The sequence below is a fragment of the Telluria sp. ZB4P36 genome, from assembly GCF_059685865.1.
The window spans coordinates 17,198-37,269 of the sequence record NZ_JCASIE010000015.1; the positions used below are offsets into that span (position 1 = coordinate 17,198).

General features: G+C 66.2%; 17 protein-coding genes. 15 read left to right on the top strand and 2 right to left on the bottom strand.

The genetic code is table 11. The features are described from left to right. Positions 1-11 precede the first annotated feature (11 nt). From AC56LK_RS18270 to AC56LK_RS18300, 7 genes are all read left to right on the top strand, one after another. Positions 12-344, top strand: coding sequence for a DUF485 domain-containing protein (locus AC56LK_RS18270; RefSeq protein WP_497185907.1), 333 nt, complete (start codon positions 12-14; stop codon positions 342-344). Next, on the top strand, positions 341-2,002 hold the full coding sequence (locus AC56LK_RS18275) for a cation acetate symporter (RefSeq protein ID WP_497185908.1): 1,662 nt from the start codon (positions 341-343) through the stop codon (positions 2,000-2,002). Before AC56LK_RS18270 ends, AC56LK_RS18275 begins: the two co-directional genes overlap by 4 nt. A 233-nt stretch (positions 2,003-2,235) precedes the next feature. Further along, entirely contained in the window at positions 2,236-3,126 is an 891-nt protein-coding gene (gene prpB / locus AC56LK_RS18280) for a methylisocitrate lyase (RefSeq protein ID WP_497185909.1), read from the top strand. Positions 3,127-3,143: 17 nt separating this feature from the next. Beyond that, positions 3,144-4,304, top strand: coding sequence for a bifunctional 2-methylcitrate synthase/citrate synthase (gene prpC / locus AC56LK_RS18285; RefSeq protein WP_497185910.1), 1,161 nt, complete (start codon positions 3,144-3,146; stop codon positions 4,302-4,304). Positions 4,305-4,311: 7 nt separating this feature from the next. Further along, positions 4,312-6,918 (top strand): Fe/S-dependent 2-methylisocitrate dehydratase AcnD, encoded by a 2,607-nt coding sequence (gene acnD, locus AC56LK_RS18290; protein WP_497185911.1) that lies wholly within the window; start codon positions 4,312-4,314, stop codon positions 6,916-6,918. An 11-nt stretch (positions 6,919-6,929) separates the two neighbouring features. Next, positions 6,930-8,141 (top strand): 2-methylaconitate cis-trans isomerase PrpF, encoded by a 1,212-nt coding sequence (prpF, locus tag AC56LK_RS18295; protein WP_497185912.1) that lies wholly within the window; start codon positions 6,930-6,932, stop codon positions 8,139-8,141. A gap of 73 nt (positions 8,142-8,214) precedes the next feature. Beyond that, positions 8,215-10,845, top strand: coding sequence for a sensor domain-containing protein (locus AC56LK_RS18300; protein WP_497185913.1), 2,631 nt, complete (start codon positions 8,215-8,217; stop codon positions 10,843-10,845). A gap of 4 nt (positions 10,846-10,849) precedes the next feature. Here the strand turns inward: AC56LK_RS18300 and xth are convergent, their stop codons facing one another. Then, positions 10,850-11,617 (bottom strand): exodeoxyribonuclease III, encoded by a 768-nt coding sequence (xth, locus tag AC56LK_RS18305; RefSeq protein ID WP_497185914.1) that lies wholly within the window; start codon positions 11,615-11,617, stop codon positions 10,850-10,852. A 482-nt stretch (positions 11,618-12,099) separates the two neighbouring features. Here xth and AC56LK_RS18310 point away from each other — a divergent pair, with 482 nt between their 5' ends. The 3 genes from AC56LK_RS18310 (at position 12,100) to AC56LK_RS18320 (ending at position 13,193) form a co-directional block, all read left to right on the top strand. Then, positions 12,100-12,450, top strand: coding sequence for a phiTE_015 family protein (locus AC56LK_RS18310; RefSeq protein ID WP_497185915.1), 351 nt, complete (start codon positions 12,100-12,102; stop codon positions 12,448-12,450). Continuing rightward, complete coding sequence (locus AC56LK_RS18315) at positions 12,450-12,662, top strand: DUF1653 domain-containing protein (protein ID WP_497185916.1); 213 nt, start codon at positions 12,450-12,452, stop codon at positions 12,660-12,662. The genes AC56LK_RS18310 and AC56LK_RS18315 overlap by 1 nt, the downstream gene beginning before the upstream one ends. Positions 12,663-12,731: 69 nt before the next feature. Beyond that, a complete protein-coding gene (locus tag AC56LK_RS18320; RefSeq protein WP_497185917.1) occupies positions 12,732-13,193 on the top strand; it encodes a hypothetical protein in 462 nt (153 codons plus the stop codon). Between the two features lie 66 nt (positions 13,194-13,259). Here AC56LK_RS18320 and AC56LK_RS18325 read toward each other — a convergent pair whose 3' ends face one another. Beyond that, on the bottom strand, positions 13,260-14,762 hold the full coding sequence (locus AC56LK_RS18325) for a leucyl aminopeptidase (protein WP_497185918.1): 1,503 nt from the start codon (positions 14,760-14,762) through the stop codon (positions 13,260-13,262). A gap of 75 nt (positions 14,763-14,837) precedes the next feature. On the opposite strand from AC56LK_RS18325, the gene lptF reads away from it, so the two are divergent. From lptF to AC56LK_RS18350, 5 genes are all read left to right on the top strand, one after another. Next, the gene (gene lptF, locus AC56LK_RS18330; protein WP_497185919.1) at positions 14,838-16,007 is read left to right on the top strand and encodes an LPS export ABC transporter permease LptF; all 1,170 of its coding nucleotides are present in this window, start codon (positions 14,838-14,840) and stop codon (positions 16,005-16,007) included. Next, complete coding sequence (lptG, locus tag AC56LK_RS18335) at positions 16,004-17,188, top strand: LPS export ABC transporter permease LptG (protein ID WP_497185920.1); 1,185 nt, start codon at positions 16,004-16,006, stop codon at positions 17,186-17,188. The genes lptF and lptG overlap by 4 nt, the downstream gene beginning before the upstream one ends. Positions 17,189-17,202: 14 nt before the next feature. Further along, a complete protein-coding gene (locus AC56LK_RS18340) occupies positions 17,203-17,571 on the top strand; it encodes a sirohydrochlorin chelatase (protein WP_497185921.1) in 369 nt (122 codons plus the stop codon). A 6-nt stretch (positions 17,572-17,577) separates the two neighbouring features. Further along, positions 17,578-17,787, top strand: a complete 210-nt coding sequence (locus AC56LK_RS18345; protein ID WP_497185922.1) for a hypothetical protein — start codon at positions 17,578-17,580, stop codon at positions 17,785-17,787. 184 nt (positions 17,788-17,971) lie between these two features. After that, the gene (locus AC56LK_RS18350; protein WP_497185923.1) at positions 17,972-20,071 is read left to right on the top strand and encodes a DUF4214 domain-containing protein; all 2,100 of its coding nucleotides are present in this window, start codon (positions 17,972-17,974) and stop codon (positions 20,069-20,071) included. Position 20,072: the final 1 nt, after the last annotated feature.

Consider the following 20,072-nt stretch of genomic DNA (forward strand, 5'->3'; position numbering starts at 1 on the left):
CGGAGACAGAAGTGGATCAAGACATCGTACGGCGGGTCAAGGCCGACCCCGATTACCGCAAGCTGGTCAAGACGCGATCGCGTTTCGGCTGGATGCTCACGTGGAGCATGATGGTCGTGTATTACGGCTTCACGCTGCTCTGCGCCTTCGACAAGGAATTCATGGGCAGCCGTGTCGGCGACGGCGTCATGACCTGGGGTATCCCCCTGGGCCTGTTCGTGATCCTGTTCACCGTGGTCGTCACCGCCATCTACGTACGGCGCGCCAACAGCGCCTACGACCAGCTGACCGACGCCGTCAAGGCCCGCGTGGCCGAGGGCGGCAAGCAGAAGGTGGCGGCATGAAGACCCTGCACCGTTCCGCCATCGCGCTGCTCGCGCTCGCAGCCGGCGGCGCCGCCATGGCCGCGCCCGACCTCGGCCAGGCCACCAAGCAGGCCACCAACTGGACCGCGATCAGCATGTTCGCGCTGTTCGTGGTGCTGACCCTGTTCATCACCAAGTGGGCCGCCGCCAAGACCCGCTCGGCCTCCGACTTCTACACCGCCGGCGGCGGCATTACCGGCTTCCAGAACGGCCTGGCGATCGCCGGCGATTTCATGTCGGCCGCTTCCTTCCTCGGCATCTCGGCCGCCGTCTTCCTCGACGGTTTCGATGGCCTGATCTACGCGATCGGCTTCCTGGTCGGCTGGCCGGTCATCACCTTCCTGATGGCCGAGCGCCTGCGCAACCTGGGCCGCTACACCTTCGCCGACGTCGCCGCCTACCGCTTCCACCAGAAGCCGATCCGCGTGTTCGCGGCGTCCGGCACCCTGGTCGTCGTGGCCTTCTACCTGATCGCGCAGATGGTCGGCGCCGGCCAGCTGATCAAGCTGCTGTTCGGCCTCGAGTACTGGATCGCGGTGGTCCTGGTCGGCATCCTGATGATGGTCTACGTGCTGTTCGGCGGCATGACCGCCACCACCTGGGTGCAGATCATCAAGGCCGTCCTGCTGCTGTCGGGCGCCTCGTACATGGCCTTCGCGGTGCTGGCGCAGTACAACTTCAGCCCCGAACAACTGTTCGCCACGGCGACCGAAGTGCATGCCAAGGGCGATTCCATCATGGGCCCGGGCAGCTTCCTGAAAGACCCGATCTCGGCGATCTCCTTCGGCATGGCGCTGATGTTCGGCACCGCCGGCCTGCCGCACATCCTGATGCGCTTCTTCACCGTCCCGAGCGCGAAGGAAGCGCGCAAGTCGGTGCTGTGGGCCACCACCTGGATCGGCTACTTCTACATCCTCACCTTCATCATCGGCTTCGGCGCGATCGTGCTGGTCGGGACCAACCCGGCCTTCAAGGACGCGGCCGGCAAGCTCCTGGGCGGCAACAACATGGCGGCGGTCCACCTGGCGCAGGCCGTGGGCGGCGACATCTTCCTGGGCTTTATCTCGGCGGTGGCCTTCGCGACCATCCTGGCGGTGGTGGCCGGCCTGACCCTGTCGGGCGCCTCGGCCGTGTCGCACGACCTGTACGCCACCGTGTTCAAGAAGGGCAAGGCCAACAGCGCCGACGAACTGAAGGTCTCGAAGATCACCACCATCGCACTGGGCGTCATCGCCGTGCTGCTCGGGATCGCGTTCGAGAAGCAGAACGTGGCCTTCATGGTGTCGCTGGCCTTCGCGATCGCCGCCTCGGCCAACTTCCCGGTGCTGTTCATGTCGGTGCTGTGGAAGGATTGCACCACCCGCGGCGCCACCGTCGGCGGCTTCCTGGGCCTGGCGACCGCGGTCGTGCTGACCCTGGTGTCGAAGTCGGTGTGGGTCGACGTGCTCGGCAACGCCGCGCCGATCTTCCCCTACACCTCGCCGGCGATGTTCTCGATGGCGGTGGGCTTCTTCGGCATCTGGTTCTTCTCGGTGACCGACAAGAGCCCGCGCGCGGCGATCGACAGGGCAGGCTTCGAAGCGCAGGAGGTGCGCTCCGAGACCGGTATCGGGGCGGCAGCAGCTACGGCACACTAAGTCTCCCGTTTTCCCGCTCAACCCCGCTGCCGCGGGGTTTTTTATTGTTATCATGTTTCATTTGCCGTTTCGTGTTGCATCACGATGAAACAGATGAGCTGTCCGGCTAAACGTCAACCAGCCGAGTATTGCGCTAAGTGTTTGATTAATTAGAAAGTTTGCACCGCTAGCTTACTGGCACGCCGCTTGCATTGATAGACGGTATCGACAACGCATCATTCGAAAGGACCAGCATGACCCACCACTCCGCCGGCGCCGCATTCCGCAAGGCCGTCCAGGAAGAATCCCCGCTGCAGGTCATCGGCGCCATCAACGCCAACCACGCGCTGCTGGCCAAGCGCGCCGGCTACCGCGCGATCTACCTGTCGGGCGGCGGCGTCGCCGCCGGTTCGCTGGGCCTGCCGGACCTCGGCATCTCCGGCCTGGAAGACGTCCTGATCGACGTGCGCCGCATCACCGACGTGTGCGACCTGCCGCTGCTGGTCGACATCGACACCGGCTTCGGCGCCTCGGCCTTCAACGTGGCGCGCACCGTGCGCTCGCTGATCAAGGCCGGCGCCGCCGCCTGCCACATCGAAGACCAGGTCGGCGCCAAGCGCTGCGGCCACCGCCCGGGCAAGGAAATCGTCGGCAAGGACGAGATGGTCGACCGCGTGAAGGCGGCCGCCGATGCGCGCACGGATGAGAATTTCGTCATCATGGCGCGCACCGACGCGCTGGCCGTGGAAGGCCTGGACGCGGCCATCGAGCGCGCCGTCGCCTGCGTGGAAGCCGGCGCCGACATGATCTTCCCCGAGGCGATGACCAGCCTGGAGATGTACAAGCAGTTCGCCGATGCCGTGAAGGTGCCGGTGCTGGCCAATATCACCGAATTCGGCGCGACTCCGCTGTTCACGCTCGACGAGCTGCGCAGCGCCAACGTCAGCATCGCCCTGTACCCGCTGTCGGCCTTCCGCGCCATGAACAAGGCGGCCGAAAACGTGTACGAGGCGATCCGCCGCGACGGCACCCAGAAGAACGTGATCGACACGATGCAGACCCGCGCCGAACTGTACGACCGCATCGACTACCACAGCTACGAGCGGAAGCTCGACGCACTGTTTGCCCAGAAAAATACCAAGTAATCGAGGAGATTCGACGCATGAGCACCCAGAACAACGAGACCCCAACGTTCAAGCCGAAGAAATCGGTGGCCCTGTCCGGCGTCGCCGCCGGCAATACCGCCCTGTGCTCGGTCGGCAAGACCGGCAACGACCTGCACTACCGCGGCTACGACATCCTGGACGTCGCCACGACCTGCGAGTTCGAGGAAATCGCCTACCTGCTGGTGCACGGCAAGCTGCCTACCCAGGCAGAACTGAAGGGCTACAAGGCCAAGCTGAAGTCGCTGCGCGGCCTGCCGCAGGCGGTCAAGAGCGCTCTCGAGGCACTGCCGGCCGGCGCCCACCCGATGGACGTGATGCGCACCGGCGTGTCGGTGCTGGGCTGCACGCTGCCGGAAAAGGACGACCACAATGTGCCGGGCGCGCGCGACATCGCCGACCGCCTGATGGCCTCGTTCGGTTCGATGCTGCTGTACTGGTACCACTTCAGCCATAGCGGCAAGCGCATCGACGTCGAGACCGACGACGATTCGATCGGCGGCCACTTCCTGCACCTGCTGCACGGCGAGAAGCCGCGCGAATCCTGGGTGCGCGCGATGCACACCTCGCTGATCCTGTACGCGGAACACGAGTTCAACGCCTCGACCTTCACCTCGCGCGTGATCGCCGGCACCGGCTCCGACATCCACTCGGCCATCACCGGCGCGATCGGCGCGCTGCGCGGCCCGAAGCATGGCGGCGCCAACGAAGTCGCGCTGGAGATCCAGAAGCGCTACGAGAACGCCGACGAAGCCGAGGCCGACATTCGCAACCGCGTGGCGAACAAGGAAGTCGTGATCGGCTTTGGCCACCCGGTGTACACTATCAGCGACCCGCGTAACGTGGTGATCAAGGAAGTGGCGCGCACGCTGTCGCAAGAAGCCGGCTCGATGAAGATGTTCGACATCGCCGAGCGCCTGGAATCGGTGATGTGGGAAGTCAAGAAGATGTTCCCGAACCTCGACTGGTTCTCGGCCGTGTCTTACCACATGATGGGCGTGCCGACCGCCATGTTCACGCCGCTGTTCGTCATCTCGCGCACCTCCGGCTGGGCCGCGCACATCATCGAGCAGCGCATCGACAACAAGATCATCCGCCCGAGCGCCAACTACGTGGGTCCGGAAGACCTGCAGTTCGTGCCGATCGCGGACCGGAAGTAAGACCGACATGAATACCAATCACCGCAAACCCCTCCCGGGCACCTCGCTGGACTACTTCGACACGCGCGCCGCCGTCGACGCCATCCAGCCCGGCGCCTACGACACGCTGCCCTACACCTCGCGCGTGCTGGCCGAGAACCTGGTCCGCCGCTGCGACCCGGCCAGCATGCTGGATGCGCTGAAGCAGATCATCGAACGCAAGCGCGAGCTCGACTTCCCCTGGTTCCCGGCACGCGTGGTCTGCCACGACATCCTGGGCCAGACCGCCCTGGTCGACCTGGCCGGACTGCGCGACGCCATCGCCGCGCAAGGCGGCGACCCGGCCCTGGTCAATCCGGTGGTCCCGACCCAGCTGGTGGTCGACCATTCGCTGGCCGTCGAGTGCGGTGGCTTCGATCCGGACGCCTTCGCCAAGAACCGCGCCATCGAAGACCGCCGCAACGAAGACCGCTTCCACTTCATCGAGTGGACCAAGAAGGCCTTCCAGAACGTCGACGTGATCCCGCCGGGGAACGGCATCCTGCACCAGATCAACCTCGAGCGGATGTCGCCGGTGATCCAGTCCGAGAATGGCGTGGCCTATCCGGACACCCTGGTCGGCACCGATTCGCACACCCCGATGGTCGACGCGCTGGGCGTGATCGCCATCGGTGTGGGCGGCCTGGAAGCCGAAAGCGTCATGCTCGGCCGTGCCTCGTACATGCGCCTGCCGGACATCGTCGGCGTCGAGCTGACGGGTAGACCGCAGCCGGGCATTACCGCGACCGACATCGTGCTGGCGCTGACCGAGTTCCTGCGCAAGTCGAAAGTCGTCTCCGCCTACCTCGAGTTCTACGGCGAAGGGGCGGCCGCCCTGACCCTGGGCGACCGCGCCACGATCTCGAACATGGCGCCGGAATTCGGCGCCACCGCCGCGATGTTCTACATCGACGAGCAGACCATCAAGTACCTGCGCCTGACCGGCCGCGAGGAAGAGACCGTGCACCTGGTCGAGGCCTATGCCAAGGAAGCCGGCCTGTGGGCCGACAGCCTCGCGACCGCCCAGTACGAGCGCGTGCTGTCCTTCGACCTGTCGTCCGTCGTGCGCAACATCGCCGGACCGTCGAACCCGCACAAGCGCGTGCCGACCTCCGAGCTGGCCGCGCGCGGCATTTCGGGCGTGGTCGAGAATGAGCCTGGCCTGATGCCGGACGGCGCCGTGATCATCGCGGCCATCACCAGCTGCACCAACACCAATAACCCGCGCAACATGATCGCGGCCGGCCTGATCGCCCGCAACGCCAACCGTGCCGGCCTGCTGCGCAAGCCCTGGGTCAAGAGCTCGCTCGCGCCGGGCTCCAAGGCCGTGGCCCTGTACCTGGAAGAAGCCGGCCTGATGCCGGAACTGGAAAAGCTGGGCTTCGGCGTGGTGGCTTTCGCCTGCACCACCTGCAACGGCATGAGCGGCGCGCTCGATCCGACCATCCAGCAGGAGATCATCGAGCGCGACCTGTACGCGACCGCGGTCCTGTCGGGCAACCGCAACTTCGACGGCCGCATCCACCCTTACGCCAAGCAGGCCTTCCTGGCCTCGCCGCCGCTGGTGGTGGCCTACGCCATTGCCGGCACCATCCGCTTCGACATCGAAAAGGATGTGCTGGGCGTCGACGCCGCGGGCGCGCCCATCCGCCTGGCCGACCTGTGGCCGAGCGACGAGGAAATCGACGCGATCGTCGAAAGCAGCGTCAAGCCGGAGCAGTTCCGCAAGGTCTATACGCCGATGTTCGCGCGCGTCGCCGACGATGGCGAGAAGGTCAGCCCGCTGTACGACTGGCGCTTGAATAGCACCTACATCCGCCGTCCGCCCTACTGGGAAGGCGCGCTCGCCGGCGAGCGCTCGCTGGCGGGCATGCGTCCGCTGGCGGTCCTGGGCGACAACATCACTACCGACCACCTGTCGCCCTCAAACGCGATCATGCTGGATTCGGCCGCCGGTGAATACCTGGCGAAGATGGGCCTGCCGGAAGAGGATTTCAACTCCTACGCGACCCACCGCGGCGACCACCTGACGGCGCAGCGCGCGACCTTTGCCAACCCGACGCTGAAGAACGAGATGGTGCGCGACGCCATGGGCAACGTGAAGGCGGGCTCGCTGGCGCGCATCGAGCCGGAAGGATTGGAGTCGCGTATGTGGGAAGCGATCGAGACCTACATGGAGCGCAAGCAGCCGCTGATCGTGATCGCCGGCGCCGACTACGGCCAGGGTTCCTCGCGCGACTGGGCGGCCAAGGGCGTGCGGCTGGCGGGCGTGGAAGCGATCGTGGCCGAAGGCTTCGAGCGCATCCACCGCACCAACCTGGTCGGCATGGGCGTGCTGCCGCTCGAGTTCAAGCCGGGCGTGAACCGCCTGAGCCTGGGCATCGACGGCACCGAGACCTTCGATGTGATCGGCGCGCGTACTCCGCGCACCGACCTGACGCTGGTGATCCACCGCCGCAACGGCGAGCGTGTCGAGGTCGTGGTGACCTGCCGTCTGGACACCGCCGAGGAAGTGGCGATCTACGAAGCGGGCGGCGTGCTGCAGCGCTTCGCGCAGGATTTCCTCGAGTCGTCGGCGCCGAAAGCCGCAGCATAAGAGATTCGTTCATGGCCCACATCCCCCAAATCAAGATCCCCGCCACCTATATGCGTGGCGGTACCAGCAAGGGCGTCTTCTTCCGCCTGCAAGACCTTCCGGAAGCCGCGCGCGTGCCCGGACCGGCGCGCGACGCGCTGCTGCTGCGGGTGATCGGCAGCCCCGACCCCTACGGCAAGCAGATCGACGGCATGGGCGGCGCCACCTCGAGCACCAGCAAGGCCGTGATCGTCGCCAGGAGTGAAAAAGCGGACCACGACGTCGACTACCTGTTCGGCCAGGTCTCGATCGACAAGCCCTTCGTCGACTGGAGCGGCAACTGCGGCAACCTGTCCTCGGCGGTCGGCTCCTTCGCCATCGCCAGCGGCCTGGTCGACCCGGAACGCGTGCCGCGGGACGGCATGGCGGTCGTGCGCATCTGGCAGGCCAACATCGGCAAGACCATCATCGCCCATGTCCCGATCACACAAGGCGAAGTGCAGGAAACCGGCGACTTCGAACTCGACGGCGTGACCTTCCCGGCGGCCGAAGTGCAGCTCGAATTCCTCGATCCGGCGGCCGAGGAAGAGGGCGCCGGCGCGGGTTTGGCAAATTCGATGTTCCCGACCGGGAACCTGGTCGACGAGCTGGACGTCCCGGGCGTCGGCCTGCTGCAGGCGACCATGATCAACGCCGGCATCTCGACCATCTTCGTGAATGCCGAGGCGCTCGGCTACGACGGCACCGAGCTGCAGGAAGCCATCAACGGCGACCCGCGCGCGCTGGCCATGTTCGAGAGCATTCGTGCCCACGGCGCCCTGCGCATGGGCCTGATCTCGGGCATCGAGGAGGCGTGCAAGCGCCAGCACACGCCGAAGGTGGCCTTCGTCGCCAAACCGGCGGACTACGTCGCCTCCAGCGGCAAGGCGGTGAATGCCGGCGACGTCGACCTGCTGGTGCGTGCGCTCTCGATGGGCAAGCTGCACCACGCGATGATGGGCACGGCCGCGGTGGCGATCGGCACCGCCGCCGCCATTCCCGGCACCCTGGTCAACCTGGCGGCCGGCGGCGGCGGGCGCGGCGCCGTGCGTTTCGGCCACCCGTCCGGCACCTTGCGCGTCGGGGCCGAAGCGGTGCAGGTGAACGGCGAATGGAGCGTGGCCAAGGCGATCATGAGCCGCAGCGCCCGCGTGCTGATGGAAGGCTGGGTACGCGTTCCCGGAAATTATTTCAAGGAAACTTGAATTTGGAACATGATCGGTTTGTGGTTTATGATTGCTAAATGGCAAGTTGGCCGAGAGACAATCACGAAACACCATGGACCGACACTCCGGCGGGCTTTCGCTCGCAGGCGCTAACGCGCTCACCGAGGCTCCCGCTATCGAGGTGCCGGATCTCGAACACGAGATGCTGCGCATCGCCCTGCGCGACCAGCAGGCCATCCTGCAGAACGCGCCGGTCGGCATCGTCTTCACCTTGCCGGGCCAGTTCAAGTCCTGCAATCCGCGCATCTGCGAGATGCTCGACTATTCGTATTCCGAGTTGAGCCGCCTGCATCCCGCCGACATCTTCGACGGTCCCGATGCCTACCAGGCGCTGGTCGCGGAAGCCTATCCGGTGCTGGCCGCCGGCGGCCTGTTCGAAAAGGGCGAGTATCCGTTTCGCCGGCGCGACGGTTCGATCATGTGGGCACGCCTGCGCGGCCGCGCGGTCGATCCCGCGGCGCGCGAGGCCGGCACCATCTGGATCGCCGAGGACGTGACCGAGGTGCGCCAGACCCTGTTCGAGGTCCAGGCGATCATGCAGAACGCCACGATCGGCATCATGTACACGCGCAACCGCGTCATCCAGCGCTACAACCCGGCCTTCGCCGCGATGTTCGGCTACCGCGACGGCGAGGCCCTGGGCCGCTCGACCCGCATCGTCTACCCGGACGACCAGGCCTGGCAGGACTTCGGCGTCAGCGTTTATCCGCAGCTGGCGAGCGGCATTCCCTACCGCGCCGAGACCGAGCTGGTGCGCAAGGACGGCTCGCGCATCTGGGGGCAGCTGAACGGCTACCTGTTCAGTCCCGAGGATCCGGAGCTGGGGGCGATCTGGATGTTCGAGGACCGCACCCGCGAACGTGCCGACGAAATCCAGCTGCGCAACGCCCTGATGGAGAACCGCGCGATCCTCGACAACGCGGTGCTCGGCATCGCGGTGGTCGAGGACGGGGTGACCCTGCACTGCAACAGCAAGATGGAAGAGCTGTTCGGCAGCCCGGCCGGCGGCATGGACGGCACCCCGGTGCGCAGCTTGTATCCGGACGAGGCCAGCTGGAAGATGGCGCGCCTGGATACCGCGCGCAGTTTCGAGGCCGGCCGGGTGCACACGGCGGAATACCAGATGGCGCGGCGCGACGGCAGCCGCTTCTGGGCGCGCCTGTCGGGCCGCCTGTTCGACGCGCTTGACAAGGCCGGGCGCAGCGTCTGGCTGATCGACGACGTCACCGCCGGGCGCGAGGCGGCCGATGCGATCCGGCGTGCGCGCGACGAGCTCGAAGTCCGGGTGGCCGAACGCACCGCCGAACTGGCGGGGGCGAATGCGCTGCTGCAGGAAGAAATCGCCGAACGGCGCCAGGCCGAGGCGCGCGTGCACCACATGGCCTACCACGACAGCCTGACCGGGCTGCCGAACCGCGCGCTGCTGTCCGACCGGATCGAGTGCGCGCTGCGTTCGGCCAACCGGAACGGGCGCAAGCTGGCGGTGATGTTCCTCGACCTCGACCGCTTCAAGACCATCAACGATTCGCTCGGCCATGCCACCGGCGACCAGCTGCTGCGCGAGGTCGCGCGGCGCCTGTGCACGGCGGTGCGCGACAGCGACACCGTGGCGCGCCTGGGCGGCGACGAGTTCGTGATCCTGCTGCCGGACGTCGGCGGCGCCGAGGATTGCGCCCAGGTGGGCGACAAGATCATCGAGGCGCTGGCGACCCCGTTCCCGCTCGAGGGCCACAGCCTGCACATCTCGCCCTCGATCGGCATCTGCCTGTGCCCGGATGACGGCAACGACGTCGAGACCCTGATGCGCCATGCCGACGCCGCGATGTACCACGCCAAGGCGGCCGGGCGCAACAACTACCAGTTCTTCGACCAGCGCATGAACCAGGCGGCGGCGCGCCGCTTCGAGCTGGAGTCCAGCCTGCGCGGCGCGCTCACGCGCGGGGAATTCGAACTGCACTACCAGCCCATCGTCGACGCCGCCACGCGCCGCCTGCATGCGCTCGAGGTCCTGCTGCGCTGGCGCAGGGGGGGCGAGGTGCTGGTAGGGCCGGACGAGTTCATCCCGATCCTGGAAGAGAACGGGATGATCGTGCCGGTCGGCGAGTGGGTGATCCGCACCGCCTGCGAGCAGAGCATGGCCTGGCAGGGCCGCGGCCTGGCCGCGGTGCCGCTTGCGATCAACCTGTCGGCGCGCCAGTTCATGCACGACGGGCTGGTGGCCTCGATGCTCCGCATCGTCGGCGAGACCGGCATCGACCCTTCGCTGCTGGAATTCGAGATCACCGAGACCGCGCTGATGCAGCATGGCGGGCGCACCCTCGACATCCTGCGCCAGATCAACGGCATGGGCATGCGCCTGTCGATCGACGACTTCGGCACCGGCTATTCAAGCCTGGCCTACCTGAAGCGCTTCCCGGTCCGCAAGATCAAGATCGACCGCGCCTTCGTGCGCGAGCTGGAGGTCAGTGCGGAAGACCGCGCCATCGTGGCGGCCGTGATGGCGCTGGCGAACAGCCTGGGGCTGTCGGTGGTGGCCGAGGGCGTCGAGACGGAAGGGCAGTATGGGCTGCTGGGCGGCTTCGGCTGCCAGTTCGCCCAGGGCTATCTGTTCGCGCGGCCACTGCCGGCGGGCGAGGCGGCGCGGCTGCTGGTCAGTTCGGTGGTGGGGATGATCGAGGACTAGGTTCTCAATCGGCCAGCGTCGCCACCACCGGCACATGGTCCGACGGCTGCTCCCACTTGCGGGTTTCGCGGTCGATATGGCAGGCCGTGCAGCGCTTCGCCAGTTCGCCGGTGAGCAGGATGTGGTCGATGCGCAGGCCGCGGTTGCGGCGGAAGGCCATCTGGCGGTAATCCCACCAGCTGTACTGCTTTTCCGGCTGCTCGAACAGGCGGAAGGCGTCCGACAGGCCGAGCGCCATCAGCTCCTGGAGCGCGGCGCGTTCCGGCGGCGTGAAATGGATGTGGTTTTCCCACTCGGCCGGGTCGTGCACGTCGCATGCTTCCGGCGCGATGTTGTAGTCGCCCAGGACGGCCAGTTGCGGGTGGCTGCGCATTTCTTCCGCCACCCATTCGCGCAGTCCGGCCAGCCAGGCCATCTTGTAGGCGAATTTGTCGCTGCCGATTTCCTGTCCGTTCACCACATAGGCGCAGATGATGCGCATGCCGGCGATGGTCGCGGCGATCAGGCGCTGCTGCTCGTCCTCGAAATGGGGATTGCCTTTCTGGACGTCTTCGATCGGATGCTTCGACAGGATCGCCACGCCGTTATAGGTCTTCTGGCCGATGAAGGCGACCTGGTAGCCGGCGGCATTGATCTCGGCCACCGGAAACTTGTCGTCGGTGAGCTTGGTTTCCTGGATGCACAGGACGTCGACCGGATTGGCTTCCAGCCAGGTGAGCAGGTGCTGGAGGCGGACTTTCAGCGAGTTGACGTTCCAGGTGGCGATCTTCATGGGCGGGCAGGTGGGTGGTCGAAGGCGGCATCATAACCGTTTGCAAGATGAGCGGAAAGCCGGCCAGTCCGTCCGGCTCATGCATGCAGGATAAAACCGCTGATATGACAGTTGTATTTATGCTAGACCATTGGGAACTGTTATTAGATAGCCTATAACAATTGTGTGCAATGCAAGTCGCTATGCTAAAATGAATTAATAGAATAATAAAAAAATTGGTAATTTCCTGCGGAACGGGGTGTAAAAATGTTCGTAAAAGAATTAAACTAGCGCCACAGTATTTAACACTGTTTCCGTGTGGGAATATACTTATTGCGCTAGTGCAACTAACCTTGTACTATTTGCAGATTGAGAAACAAGTTCGGTTGTCATTGTTTTCGCTGAATCGTGCGGGCATGTTGGCACGGTGCAAAGTGGTACTATTCGAAATCTTGTTTTTTCGATAGCAGATGAACCCGAACGCCGACTGACAAAGGACTGAAATGCGCACTGCATTCGAAGCGTGGGCCCAACGCGAAGGCCATATCACCCGCCGCCGCGAAGACAAGCCCGAGGAATACCTCGTCTATGAAACCCAGCGCCGCTGGGTGATCTGGCAGGCTGCCCTGACGCATGGCGCCAAGGCTGCGGCCGACGCGCCGTCGAAATTCGCCAGGGAAGCCGAGGCCAAGCCTGCGGTCACGCAGGACGAGGCCATGGTGCGCAACCGTGTGCTCAACGAAGTGCTCGACGCCTTCAGCGAACTGGACGAGGCCGCCGGCATGGAAGGCGTGCTGAAGGTCATCCAGAGCCTCAAGAAAAAGCAGAAGGCCCTGGCCGACAGCAAGGCCTGATGTCGCCCACGCGGCGCTACCGCCACTACAAGGGCGGTATCTATGAACTGGTCTGCGAGGCCGTGCTGGAGGCGGATCACACGCCCGTGATGGTGTACCGCGGCCAGGACGGCGCGGTCTGGGTGCGTCCGCGTGCCGCTTTCTTCGAGACCGTCAGCGTCGACGGCGCGGCCGTGCCGCGCTTCGCGCTACTTCCTGCTACGGACGAATAGCGCATCGACCCTTCAGTATCTGCTCTTGCCTGCCGTTAATGAGGCATACAGCTTTCCTGGCGGGTCCTTATGTCGCGTTTTTCCCGGAAGTTCTTCCTCTCTTTCCTGATCGGGCCGTTCTTCCTGGGCGGCTGCGCCACCGTTTCCGACGCTCCCCTGCAGCAGCAGGTCGAACTGCACGCCGTGCTCGACTACCAGGAAGTCGGCGGGGTCGGTTGCCTGCTGAGCAATAACCTGGGGCGCTGGTTCGTCGTGGCGCCCGGACGGGTCACGATCGCGCGCAGCGCCGAACCGCTGGTCGTCAGCTGCAAGAAGGCGGGCATGGGCATGGCGCAGGAAGCCTTCGGCTCGCGTCCCGACGCCATGAGCCTGATGGGCAACGTGGTCATCAGCGCCGGCATGGGTTTCGCGGTAGACAAGTATTCTGGGGCAAGCTGGTCGTATCCGGCCAACCTGACGGTGCTCATGGCACCGGCCCGGCCGCGCGAGGAGTTGGCGGCGGCCCAGCGGGTCGATAGCGCCGTGTTCTGACGCCGGCAGACCCTGGAACGAGAACAGCCCCGCAAGCGGGGCTGTTTTACTTGGTGGAACAATATATCAGACGCGGTTCATCAGGAAGGTGGTCAGCAGCGGCACCGGACGCCCGGTGGCGCCCTTGGCGGCGCCCGACTTCCAGGCGGTGCCGGCGATGTCCAGGTGGGCCCAGGTGTACTTGCGGGTGAAGTTCTCCAGGAAGCAGGCCGCGGTGATCGAGGCTGCGCCCGGGGTGCCGATGTTGGCCAGGTCGGCGAAGTTCGACTTCAGCTGCTCGTTGTAATTCTCGCCCAGCGGGAAGCGCCATGCCACGTCGCCGGCCTGCTTGCCGGCGTCCAGCAGTTCCTGGGCAAGCGCGTCGTGCGCCTCGTCGTGGCGGGTGAACAGGCCGCTGGTGTGGTGGCCCAGGGCCACGATGCAGGCGCCGGTCAGGGTCGCGATGTCGACCACGGCGGCCGGCTTGAAGCGCTCGGCGTAGGTGAGGGCGTCGCACAGGATCAGGCGGCCTTCGGCGTCGGTGTTCAGGATCTCGATGGTGAGGCCGTTCATCGAGGTGACGATGTCGCCCGGCTTCGAGGCGCGGCCCGACGGCATGTTCTCGCAGGCCGCCACGATGCCGATCACGTTCAGCTTCAGGTCCATCTCGCCGATCGCGCGGAAGGTGCCCAGCACCGAGCCGGCGCCGCACATGTCGTACTTCATCTCGTCCATGTTCGGACCCGGCTTGATCGAGATGCCGCCGGTGTCGAAGGTGATGCCCTTGCCGACCAGGACGGTCGGCGCATCCTTCTTGTTGCCGCCCATGTGCTTCAGGACGATGAACTTCGGCGCTTCGTCGCTGCCCTTGGCCACCGACAGGAAGCTGCCCATCTTCAGCGCTTCGAGCTGCTTGCGCTCCAGGACTTCGATCTCGAAGCCGAATTGATTGGCCAGCTGGCGCGCGGTGTTGGCCAGGTAGGTCGGGGTGCAGACGTTCGGCGACAGGTTGCCCAGTTCCTTGGTCAGCGCCATGCCGTTCGAGATCGCGACGGCCTGGGCCAGGGTGCCCTTGAGCTGGGGGGCGGCGTTCGCGGCGTCGGCGGCGATGACGATCTTGCGCACGCCGGCGGGCGCCGGGTCTTTCTTGCTCTTCTGCGTATCAGTACGGTGTTCGGTCTCATTGGCCGCGATCACAAGTGCGCGCACGGCCCAGTTGATGTCCCGCTCTTTCACATCCGCGATAGGGAATGCGATAATGGCATCCTGGCTGCCCAGGGTGCCGAATACCTTCAGGGCGGCGCCGACGGCGGTGCTGAAGCTCTTTTCGCTCACCGCTTCGTCCGTGCCCATGCCAACCAGCAGCACGCGGGCCGCGGCGACGCCAGTCACGCCGCGCAGCAGCAGGGTCGAACCGGCCTTGCCGCTGATATCGCCGGACTTGACCGCCGCGCTGATCTCGCCACTGGCGTCCAGCGCCCTGGCAGCCTGCGACAGCTTCTTGTTTTCGAACACGGCAACCGCCACCACGCCGGCTTTCGCAGCGGCCAGGGTGTTCTTGGTGTCGAATGCTTTTATGCTAAAGTCCATTTTTGGTTCTCCGGTTTGATTTTCGCGGCGCATTGCGTACTAACGTGCCTAACCTGCAATTATAGCTATTATTGAATGATCTTTCGACGCGCCCTGCAACGTGAATTGGCCAGTTCGGCCGGCGCCACCTTTACGGTGCTGTTCACGATCCTGGTCACCTGGACGCTCATCAAGGTCCTCGGCACGGCCGCCGGCGGCAAGGTCGATCCGGCCGACGTGCTGGCCCTGATCGGATTCGCCATCCTGAACTACCTGCCCACCATCCTCACGCTCACCGTGTTCATTTCGGTGCTGGCCGCGGTCACGCGCAGCTACCGCGATTCCGAGATGGTCGTCTGGTTCGCCTCCGGCATGTCGCTGATGCGCTGGATCCGCCCGGTGCTCACCTTCGGCCTGCCGGTCCTGGTGGTGGTCGCCGCGCTGTCGCTGCTGGTCACGCCCTGGGCCGCGATGAAGCGTGTCGAATTCGTCGAGCGCTTCCAGAAGCGCGAAGACCTCAAGCGGGTGGCGCCCGGGCAGTTCCGCGAATCCTCGTCCGCCGACCGCGTGTTCTTCGTCGAACGCTCGACCACCGGCGCCACCGTGGTGCAGAACGTGTTCGTCAACTCCCAGGACAAGAACGGCAACACCTCGATCGTCGTCGCCAAGGAGGGCGTCATCGAGACCGACGCCAAGGGCGGCCAGTACCTGGTGCTGAGCAATGGCCGGCGCTACCAGGGCATACCGGGGCAGGCCGACTTCCAGTCGATGGAGTTCGAGCGCTACAAGATGCGCGTCGCGACCAAGGCCCCGGTGCTCGGCACCGACACGCCCAGCAACGCGCTCCCGACCTCGGTGCTGCTGCAGCACGATAACCAGTACACCCGCGCCGAGCTGCTGGCGCGCATCTCGGCGCCGATCATCTGCCTGGTGCTGATGCTGCTGGCGATCCCGCTCGGCTTCGTCAACCCGCGCGCGGGCAGTTCCGCCAACATGATCCTGGCCCTGCTGATCTTCTTTACCTACCTGAACCTGAACAAGATGATGGAGAACAGCGTCAAGCGCGCCAAGCTCGAATTCGAGATGGCATGGTGGCCGCTGCACCTGGCGGCCGGGCTCACGGTGCTGGGGCTGTTCGCCTGGCGCCTGAACGTCAACCACCGCTGGCACCCGCTGGCGCTGCTCGGCGCCTGGAAGCGGCGCAAGCTGGCCGGCCCGGCGAAGGGCAAGGCGCCGGCGCCGCTGGCCAGGGCGGAGGCGGAATGACGGTCCTGCAACGCTACTTCGCGGTCAATATCGCGCAGGCGGTCGCCTTCGTGCTGGTCGCCTTCCTCGCCCTGATCTCCTTCATGGACCTGACCAGCGAACTGCCGTCGGTGGGCAAGGGCGGCTACGAATTCCAGCACGCGCTGATCTACGTGCTGCTGCTGGTGCCGGGCAACGTCTACCAGGTGATGCCGGTGGCGGCCCTGATCGGCACCATCTACACGATGGCGCAATTCGCCTCCAGCTCCGAATTCACCATCATGCGCGCGTCCTCGATGTCGACGCGGATGGCGGCCTGGATGCTGTTCAAGGTCGGCCTGGTATTCGTGCTGATCACCTTCGTGTTCGGCGAGCTGATTACCCCGCGCACGGCGCCGCTGGCCGAGCGCGTGCGCCTGGCCGCCAAGGGTTCGACCCTGTCGGCCGAGTTCCGCTCGGGGATGTGGACCAAGGACAGCATCCATGCCGAGGGCGTCAAGGGGCCGGTGATCGGCACGCGCTTCTTCAATGTGCGCCAGATCGGTCCCGACGGCCAGCTGGTCGACGTGCGCCTGTACGAATTCGACGCCAACATGCGCATGCGCGCCGTGATCACCGCCAGCGCCGGCAGCTACCGCGGCGACAACACCTGGCGCCTGAGCGGCGTCAGCGAGACCATGTTCTCGAACAGCCGCACGCTGCCCGCGCCGGGTGCGCCGGTGCCGCAAGGCCAGTCGATCGCGGCCAGCTTCGGCCAGGAGACCGCCGCCGTCGCGACCCGCAAGCTCGACACCCTCGACCTGGCCTCCGAGATCACGCCCAAGATCCTGTCGGTGTCGCGTTCCGACCCCGAGCGCATGTCGGCCAACGAACTGGCCGTGTACACGCGCCACCTGGCCGAGAATCGCCAGGAGACCGGACGCTTCAAGGTGGCGTTCTGGAAGAAGATCATCGATCCGCTGTCGATCATGGTCCTGATGGCGCTGGCGCTGCCCTTCGCCTACCTGCATACGCGCAGCGGCGGCGTGAGCCTCAAGATTTTCGTCGGCATCATGATCGGCGTGAGCTTCCTGCTGCTGAACGCACTGTTCTCGAACCTGGGCGTGCTGACCGCGCTGCCGGCCTTCTTCACGGCGGCCGCACCGAGCCTGCTGTTCCTGCTGCTCGCGATCGGGGCCCTGATGTGGGTGGAGCGACACTGATGAAAGAGACTCCCATGAACCGTGCACTCGTCCTGTTCGCCCACGGCGCCCGCGCCCAAAGCTGGGCCGCGCCCTTCGAACGCCTGCGCGACCAGACGCAGGCGCGCCTGCCGGAGGTGCGCGTGACGCTCGCCTTCCTCGAACTGATGGAGCCGCGCCTGCCCGCGACCATCGACGCGCTGGTCGCGGAAGGCGTGGCCGAGATCTCGGTGGTGCCGGTCTTCCTGGGGCAGGGCGGCCACCTGCTGCGCGACCTGCCGCTGCTGGCGGACGAGATCCGTGCCGCCCATCCCGGCCTGCGCCTGCACATCGCCGGCGCCATCGGCGAAGACCCGGCCGTGCAGGCGGCGATGACCGATTACTGCATCCGTTCGATGGCCTGAGCGGATGTGCAAGGATCATCGACGTCCAGTCGCATCCCGGCCTGTTCAGCATCGCCTACGGGCAGTTCGCGCGGCCTGGATGGCTTCGGCGCCGACCTGAGTTTGGGCAGCGCCGCGCCGGGCGGCGGCCCGGCCCTGGCCAGCGAAAGCACGGAGAACCAGGCGCAAGTGATCGGCGCGATCCAGAACGGGATCGATTTCCTGCCCTGGGTATAAGAACAAGATCCTTTGCAGGCTGGCTAAACAGCCTGCAAACATCGCTGACAGGGCGGCAATCTTCTGTTGGATTTCTGTCGCATTGCCGTGTGGAATTTAAATTCCCTCTGGGAAAATATGTTGGCGTAGGGCATCATTAAGCCATTCAGCGCTTTCTGCGCGCCTCACCCATCCGGACATTCCCATGAGCACCGAAATCGATTACGCCCCGGTCGGCATCATCGACGACCGCAATACCCTGTTGACGAGCCTGCGGACCGGCGAGGTTGCCGCCGTCCTGACCCCGATCGACTTCGGGCTGCTGACGAGCGGCCGCTGGGTGATCGACGCCCAGTCCGTTCCGGGCCTGTTCAGGATCGACTACAACCCGGCCGTCGACACCACGGCCCGGCTGGTGGTTGCGAATGCCGCCCTGATGCCGGCCGCCGGCACCCCGGTGACGGTCACCGCGCATTACTACGACCGCAACCAGATCGATTACTCCGGCAACCCGCTGCCGGGCAAGGGCATCGCCGAGACCCTGGTGTACACGGTCGAAGCGGGCAGCACGCGCGAGCTGAACGGCTTCGGCGGCGAAGCCGCGCTGGGTGCCGCCGGCGCCGCCGCCGACCCGGCCCTGGCAAGCTTGCAGGATGGCGGTTTCGCGGCCGTCTGGCAGGGCGCCGACAATGCCATCTGGGCGCAGGTACGCGACGCCGCCGGCAACGCGCGCTCCGGCGCCTTCGCGCTGACGCCCGCGTGGGACGGCGCCGACGGCCAGCCATCCGTGGCGGCCCTGGGCGGCGGGCGCTTCGTGACGGCCTACACCAGCATGGTGAACGGCCAGCCGCGCATCGCCTTCAAGATCGCCGACGTCAACGGCAACCAGGGCGCGCAGCTGCTGGCCGACGCGGCACCCGCCGCGGACGCCGCCATGCCGGACGTGGTGGCGCTGCAGGACGGATCCTTCGCCATCGCCTGGCGCGCCGGCGGCCAGGTCCACGTGCGCGTGCTGGACGCCGCCGGCAACCCGGTCGGCGGCGAGCAGGTCTACGGCACGCTCGGCACGGCGTTCAACCCGAGCCTTGCCGCCACCGGCAGCGGCTACACCGTGGCCTGGGGCGAGATCGGCGACGGCAACGTCTACGTCGCGGCCCAGGGCGGCGCGGCGAGCGTGGTCAACGGCGACGGCCTGGCGGCCAGCCTCGGCACCGCCGCGCCGCTGCCGACCATCGCGGCGCTGGCGGGCGGCGGTTACGCGGTCGCCTGGGACAGCTATGCCAACGAGCCGCTCGGCTTCACCATCAGCGACATCTTCTTCCAGCGCTACGACGCGGCTGGCAACAAGGTGGGCGCGATCACCCAAGCCAACATCGACAGCGGCGGCGGGCGCTTCGAAGCCTCCGTGACCGCGCTGTCCAACGGCGGCTTCGTGATCGGCTGGCAGTCGGCCACCGGCGACTTCGAGGGCAACGGTGTGTTCGGCCGCCGCTTCGACGGCGGCGGCAACGCGATCGACCTGCGCGAGTTCGCGATCAACGAAGGCCGTGCCGGCGACCAGGCCCACCCGGAACTCACCGCCCTGGCGAACGGCGGCTTCGCCGCCGCCTGGGTCGACACGGCCGCCAACGGCGCGGCCCAGGTGGAGGTGCGCGTGCTGACCGGCGGCATGGACAATGGGAGCGGCGGCAGCGGCTGGTTCGGCGACAGCGGCAGCCACCTGGTGGGCGGCGCCGGCAGCCAACGCCTGGCAGGCTTCGGCGGCGTGGACACGGTCAGCTACGCCGGCATGCGCGGCGGCTTCACGGTGCTGCGCGATGCCGGCGCGGCGACCGTGATCGACAACGTCGGCAGCAGCGGCGTCGACACCCTGGTCAACGTCGAGCGCATCGCGTTCAACGACGTCTCGCTGGCGCTGGACATCGAGGGTACCGCCGGCCAGGCCTACCGCCTGTACAAGGCCGCGTTCAACCGCGCCCCGGACAAGCAGGGCGTGGGCTACTGGATCAAGATGATGGATGCCGGCATCAGCCTGGAGCAGGTGGCGGCCGGTTTCGCGACCAGCGCCGAGTTCAAGAGCCTGTACGGCGCCAACGCCAGCGACGCCCAGTTCGTCGAGCTCCTGTACAACAACGTGCTGCACCGGAGCGCCGAAGGCGCCGGCCGCGATTACTGGATGAAGGCGCTGGGCGATCTGCACACGCCGCGCGAGCAGGTGCTGGCCTTCTTCAGCGAGAGCGCCGAGAACCAGGCGCAGGTGATCGGGGCGATCCGGAACGGGATCGAGTTCACGCCCTGGGCGTGAG

Coding starts and splice junctions, on each gene's coding strand:
- AC56LK_RS18340 (WP_497185921.1), top strand. CDS start 17,203: ATGAACCGTGCACTCGTCCTGTTCGCCCACGGCGCCCGCGCCCAAAGC.
- AC56LK_RS18310 (WP_497185915.1), top strand. CDS start 12,100: ATGCGCACTGCATTCGAAGCGTGGGCCCAACGCGAAGGCCATATCACC.
- prpC (WP_497185910.1), top strand. CDS start 3,144: ATGAGCACCCAGAACAACGAGACCCCAACGTTCAAGCCGAAGAAATCG.
- AC56LK_RS18320 (WP_497185917.1), top strand. CDS start 12,732: ATGTCGCGTTTTTCCCGGAAGTTCTTCCTCTCTTTCCTGATCGGGCCG.
- AC56LK_RS18275 (WP_497185908.1), top strand. CDS start 341: ATGAAGACCCTGCACCGTTCCGCCATCGCGCTGCTCGCGCTCGCAGCC.
- lptF (WP_497185919.1), top strand. CDS start 14,838: ATGATCTTTCGACGCGCCCTGCAACGTGAATTGGCCAGTTCGGCCGGC.
- xth (WP_497185914.1), bottom strand. CDS start 11,617: ATGAAGATCGCCACCTGGAACGTCAACTCGCTGAAAGTCCGCCTCCAG.
- AC56LK_RS18325 (WP_497185918.1), bottom strand. CDS start 14,762: ATGGACTTTAGCATAAAAGCATTCGACACCAAGAACACCCTGGCCGCT.
- AC56LK_RS18300 (WP_497185913.1), top strand. CDS start 8,215: ATGGACCGACACTCCGGCGGGCTTTCGCTCGCAGGCGCTAACGCGCTC.
- prpF (WP_497185912.1), top strand. CDS start 6,930: ATGGCCCACATCCCCCAAATCAAGATCCCCGCCACCTATATGCGTGGC.
- AC56LK_RS18350 (WP_497185923.1), top strand. CDS start 17,972: ATGAGCACCGAAATCGATTACGCCCCGGTCGGCATCATCGACGACCGC.
- prpB (WP_497185909.1), top strand. CDS start 2,236: ATGACCCACCACTCCGCCGGCGCCGCATTCCGCAAGGCCGTCCAGGAA.
- AC56LK_RS18315 (WP_497185916.1), top strand. CDS start 12,450: ATGTCGCCCACGCGGCGCTACCGCCACTACAAGGGCGGTATCTATGAA.
- lptG (WP_497185920.1), top strand. CDS start 16,004: ATGACGGTCCTGCAACGCTACTTCGCGGTCAATATCGCGCAGGCGGTC.
- acnD (WP_497185911.1), top strand. CDS start 4,312: ATGAATACCAATCACCGCAAACCCCTCCCGGGCACCTCGCTGGACTAC.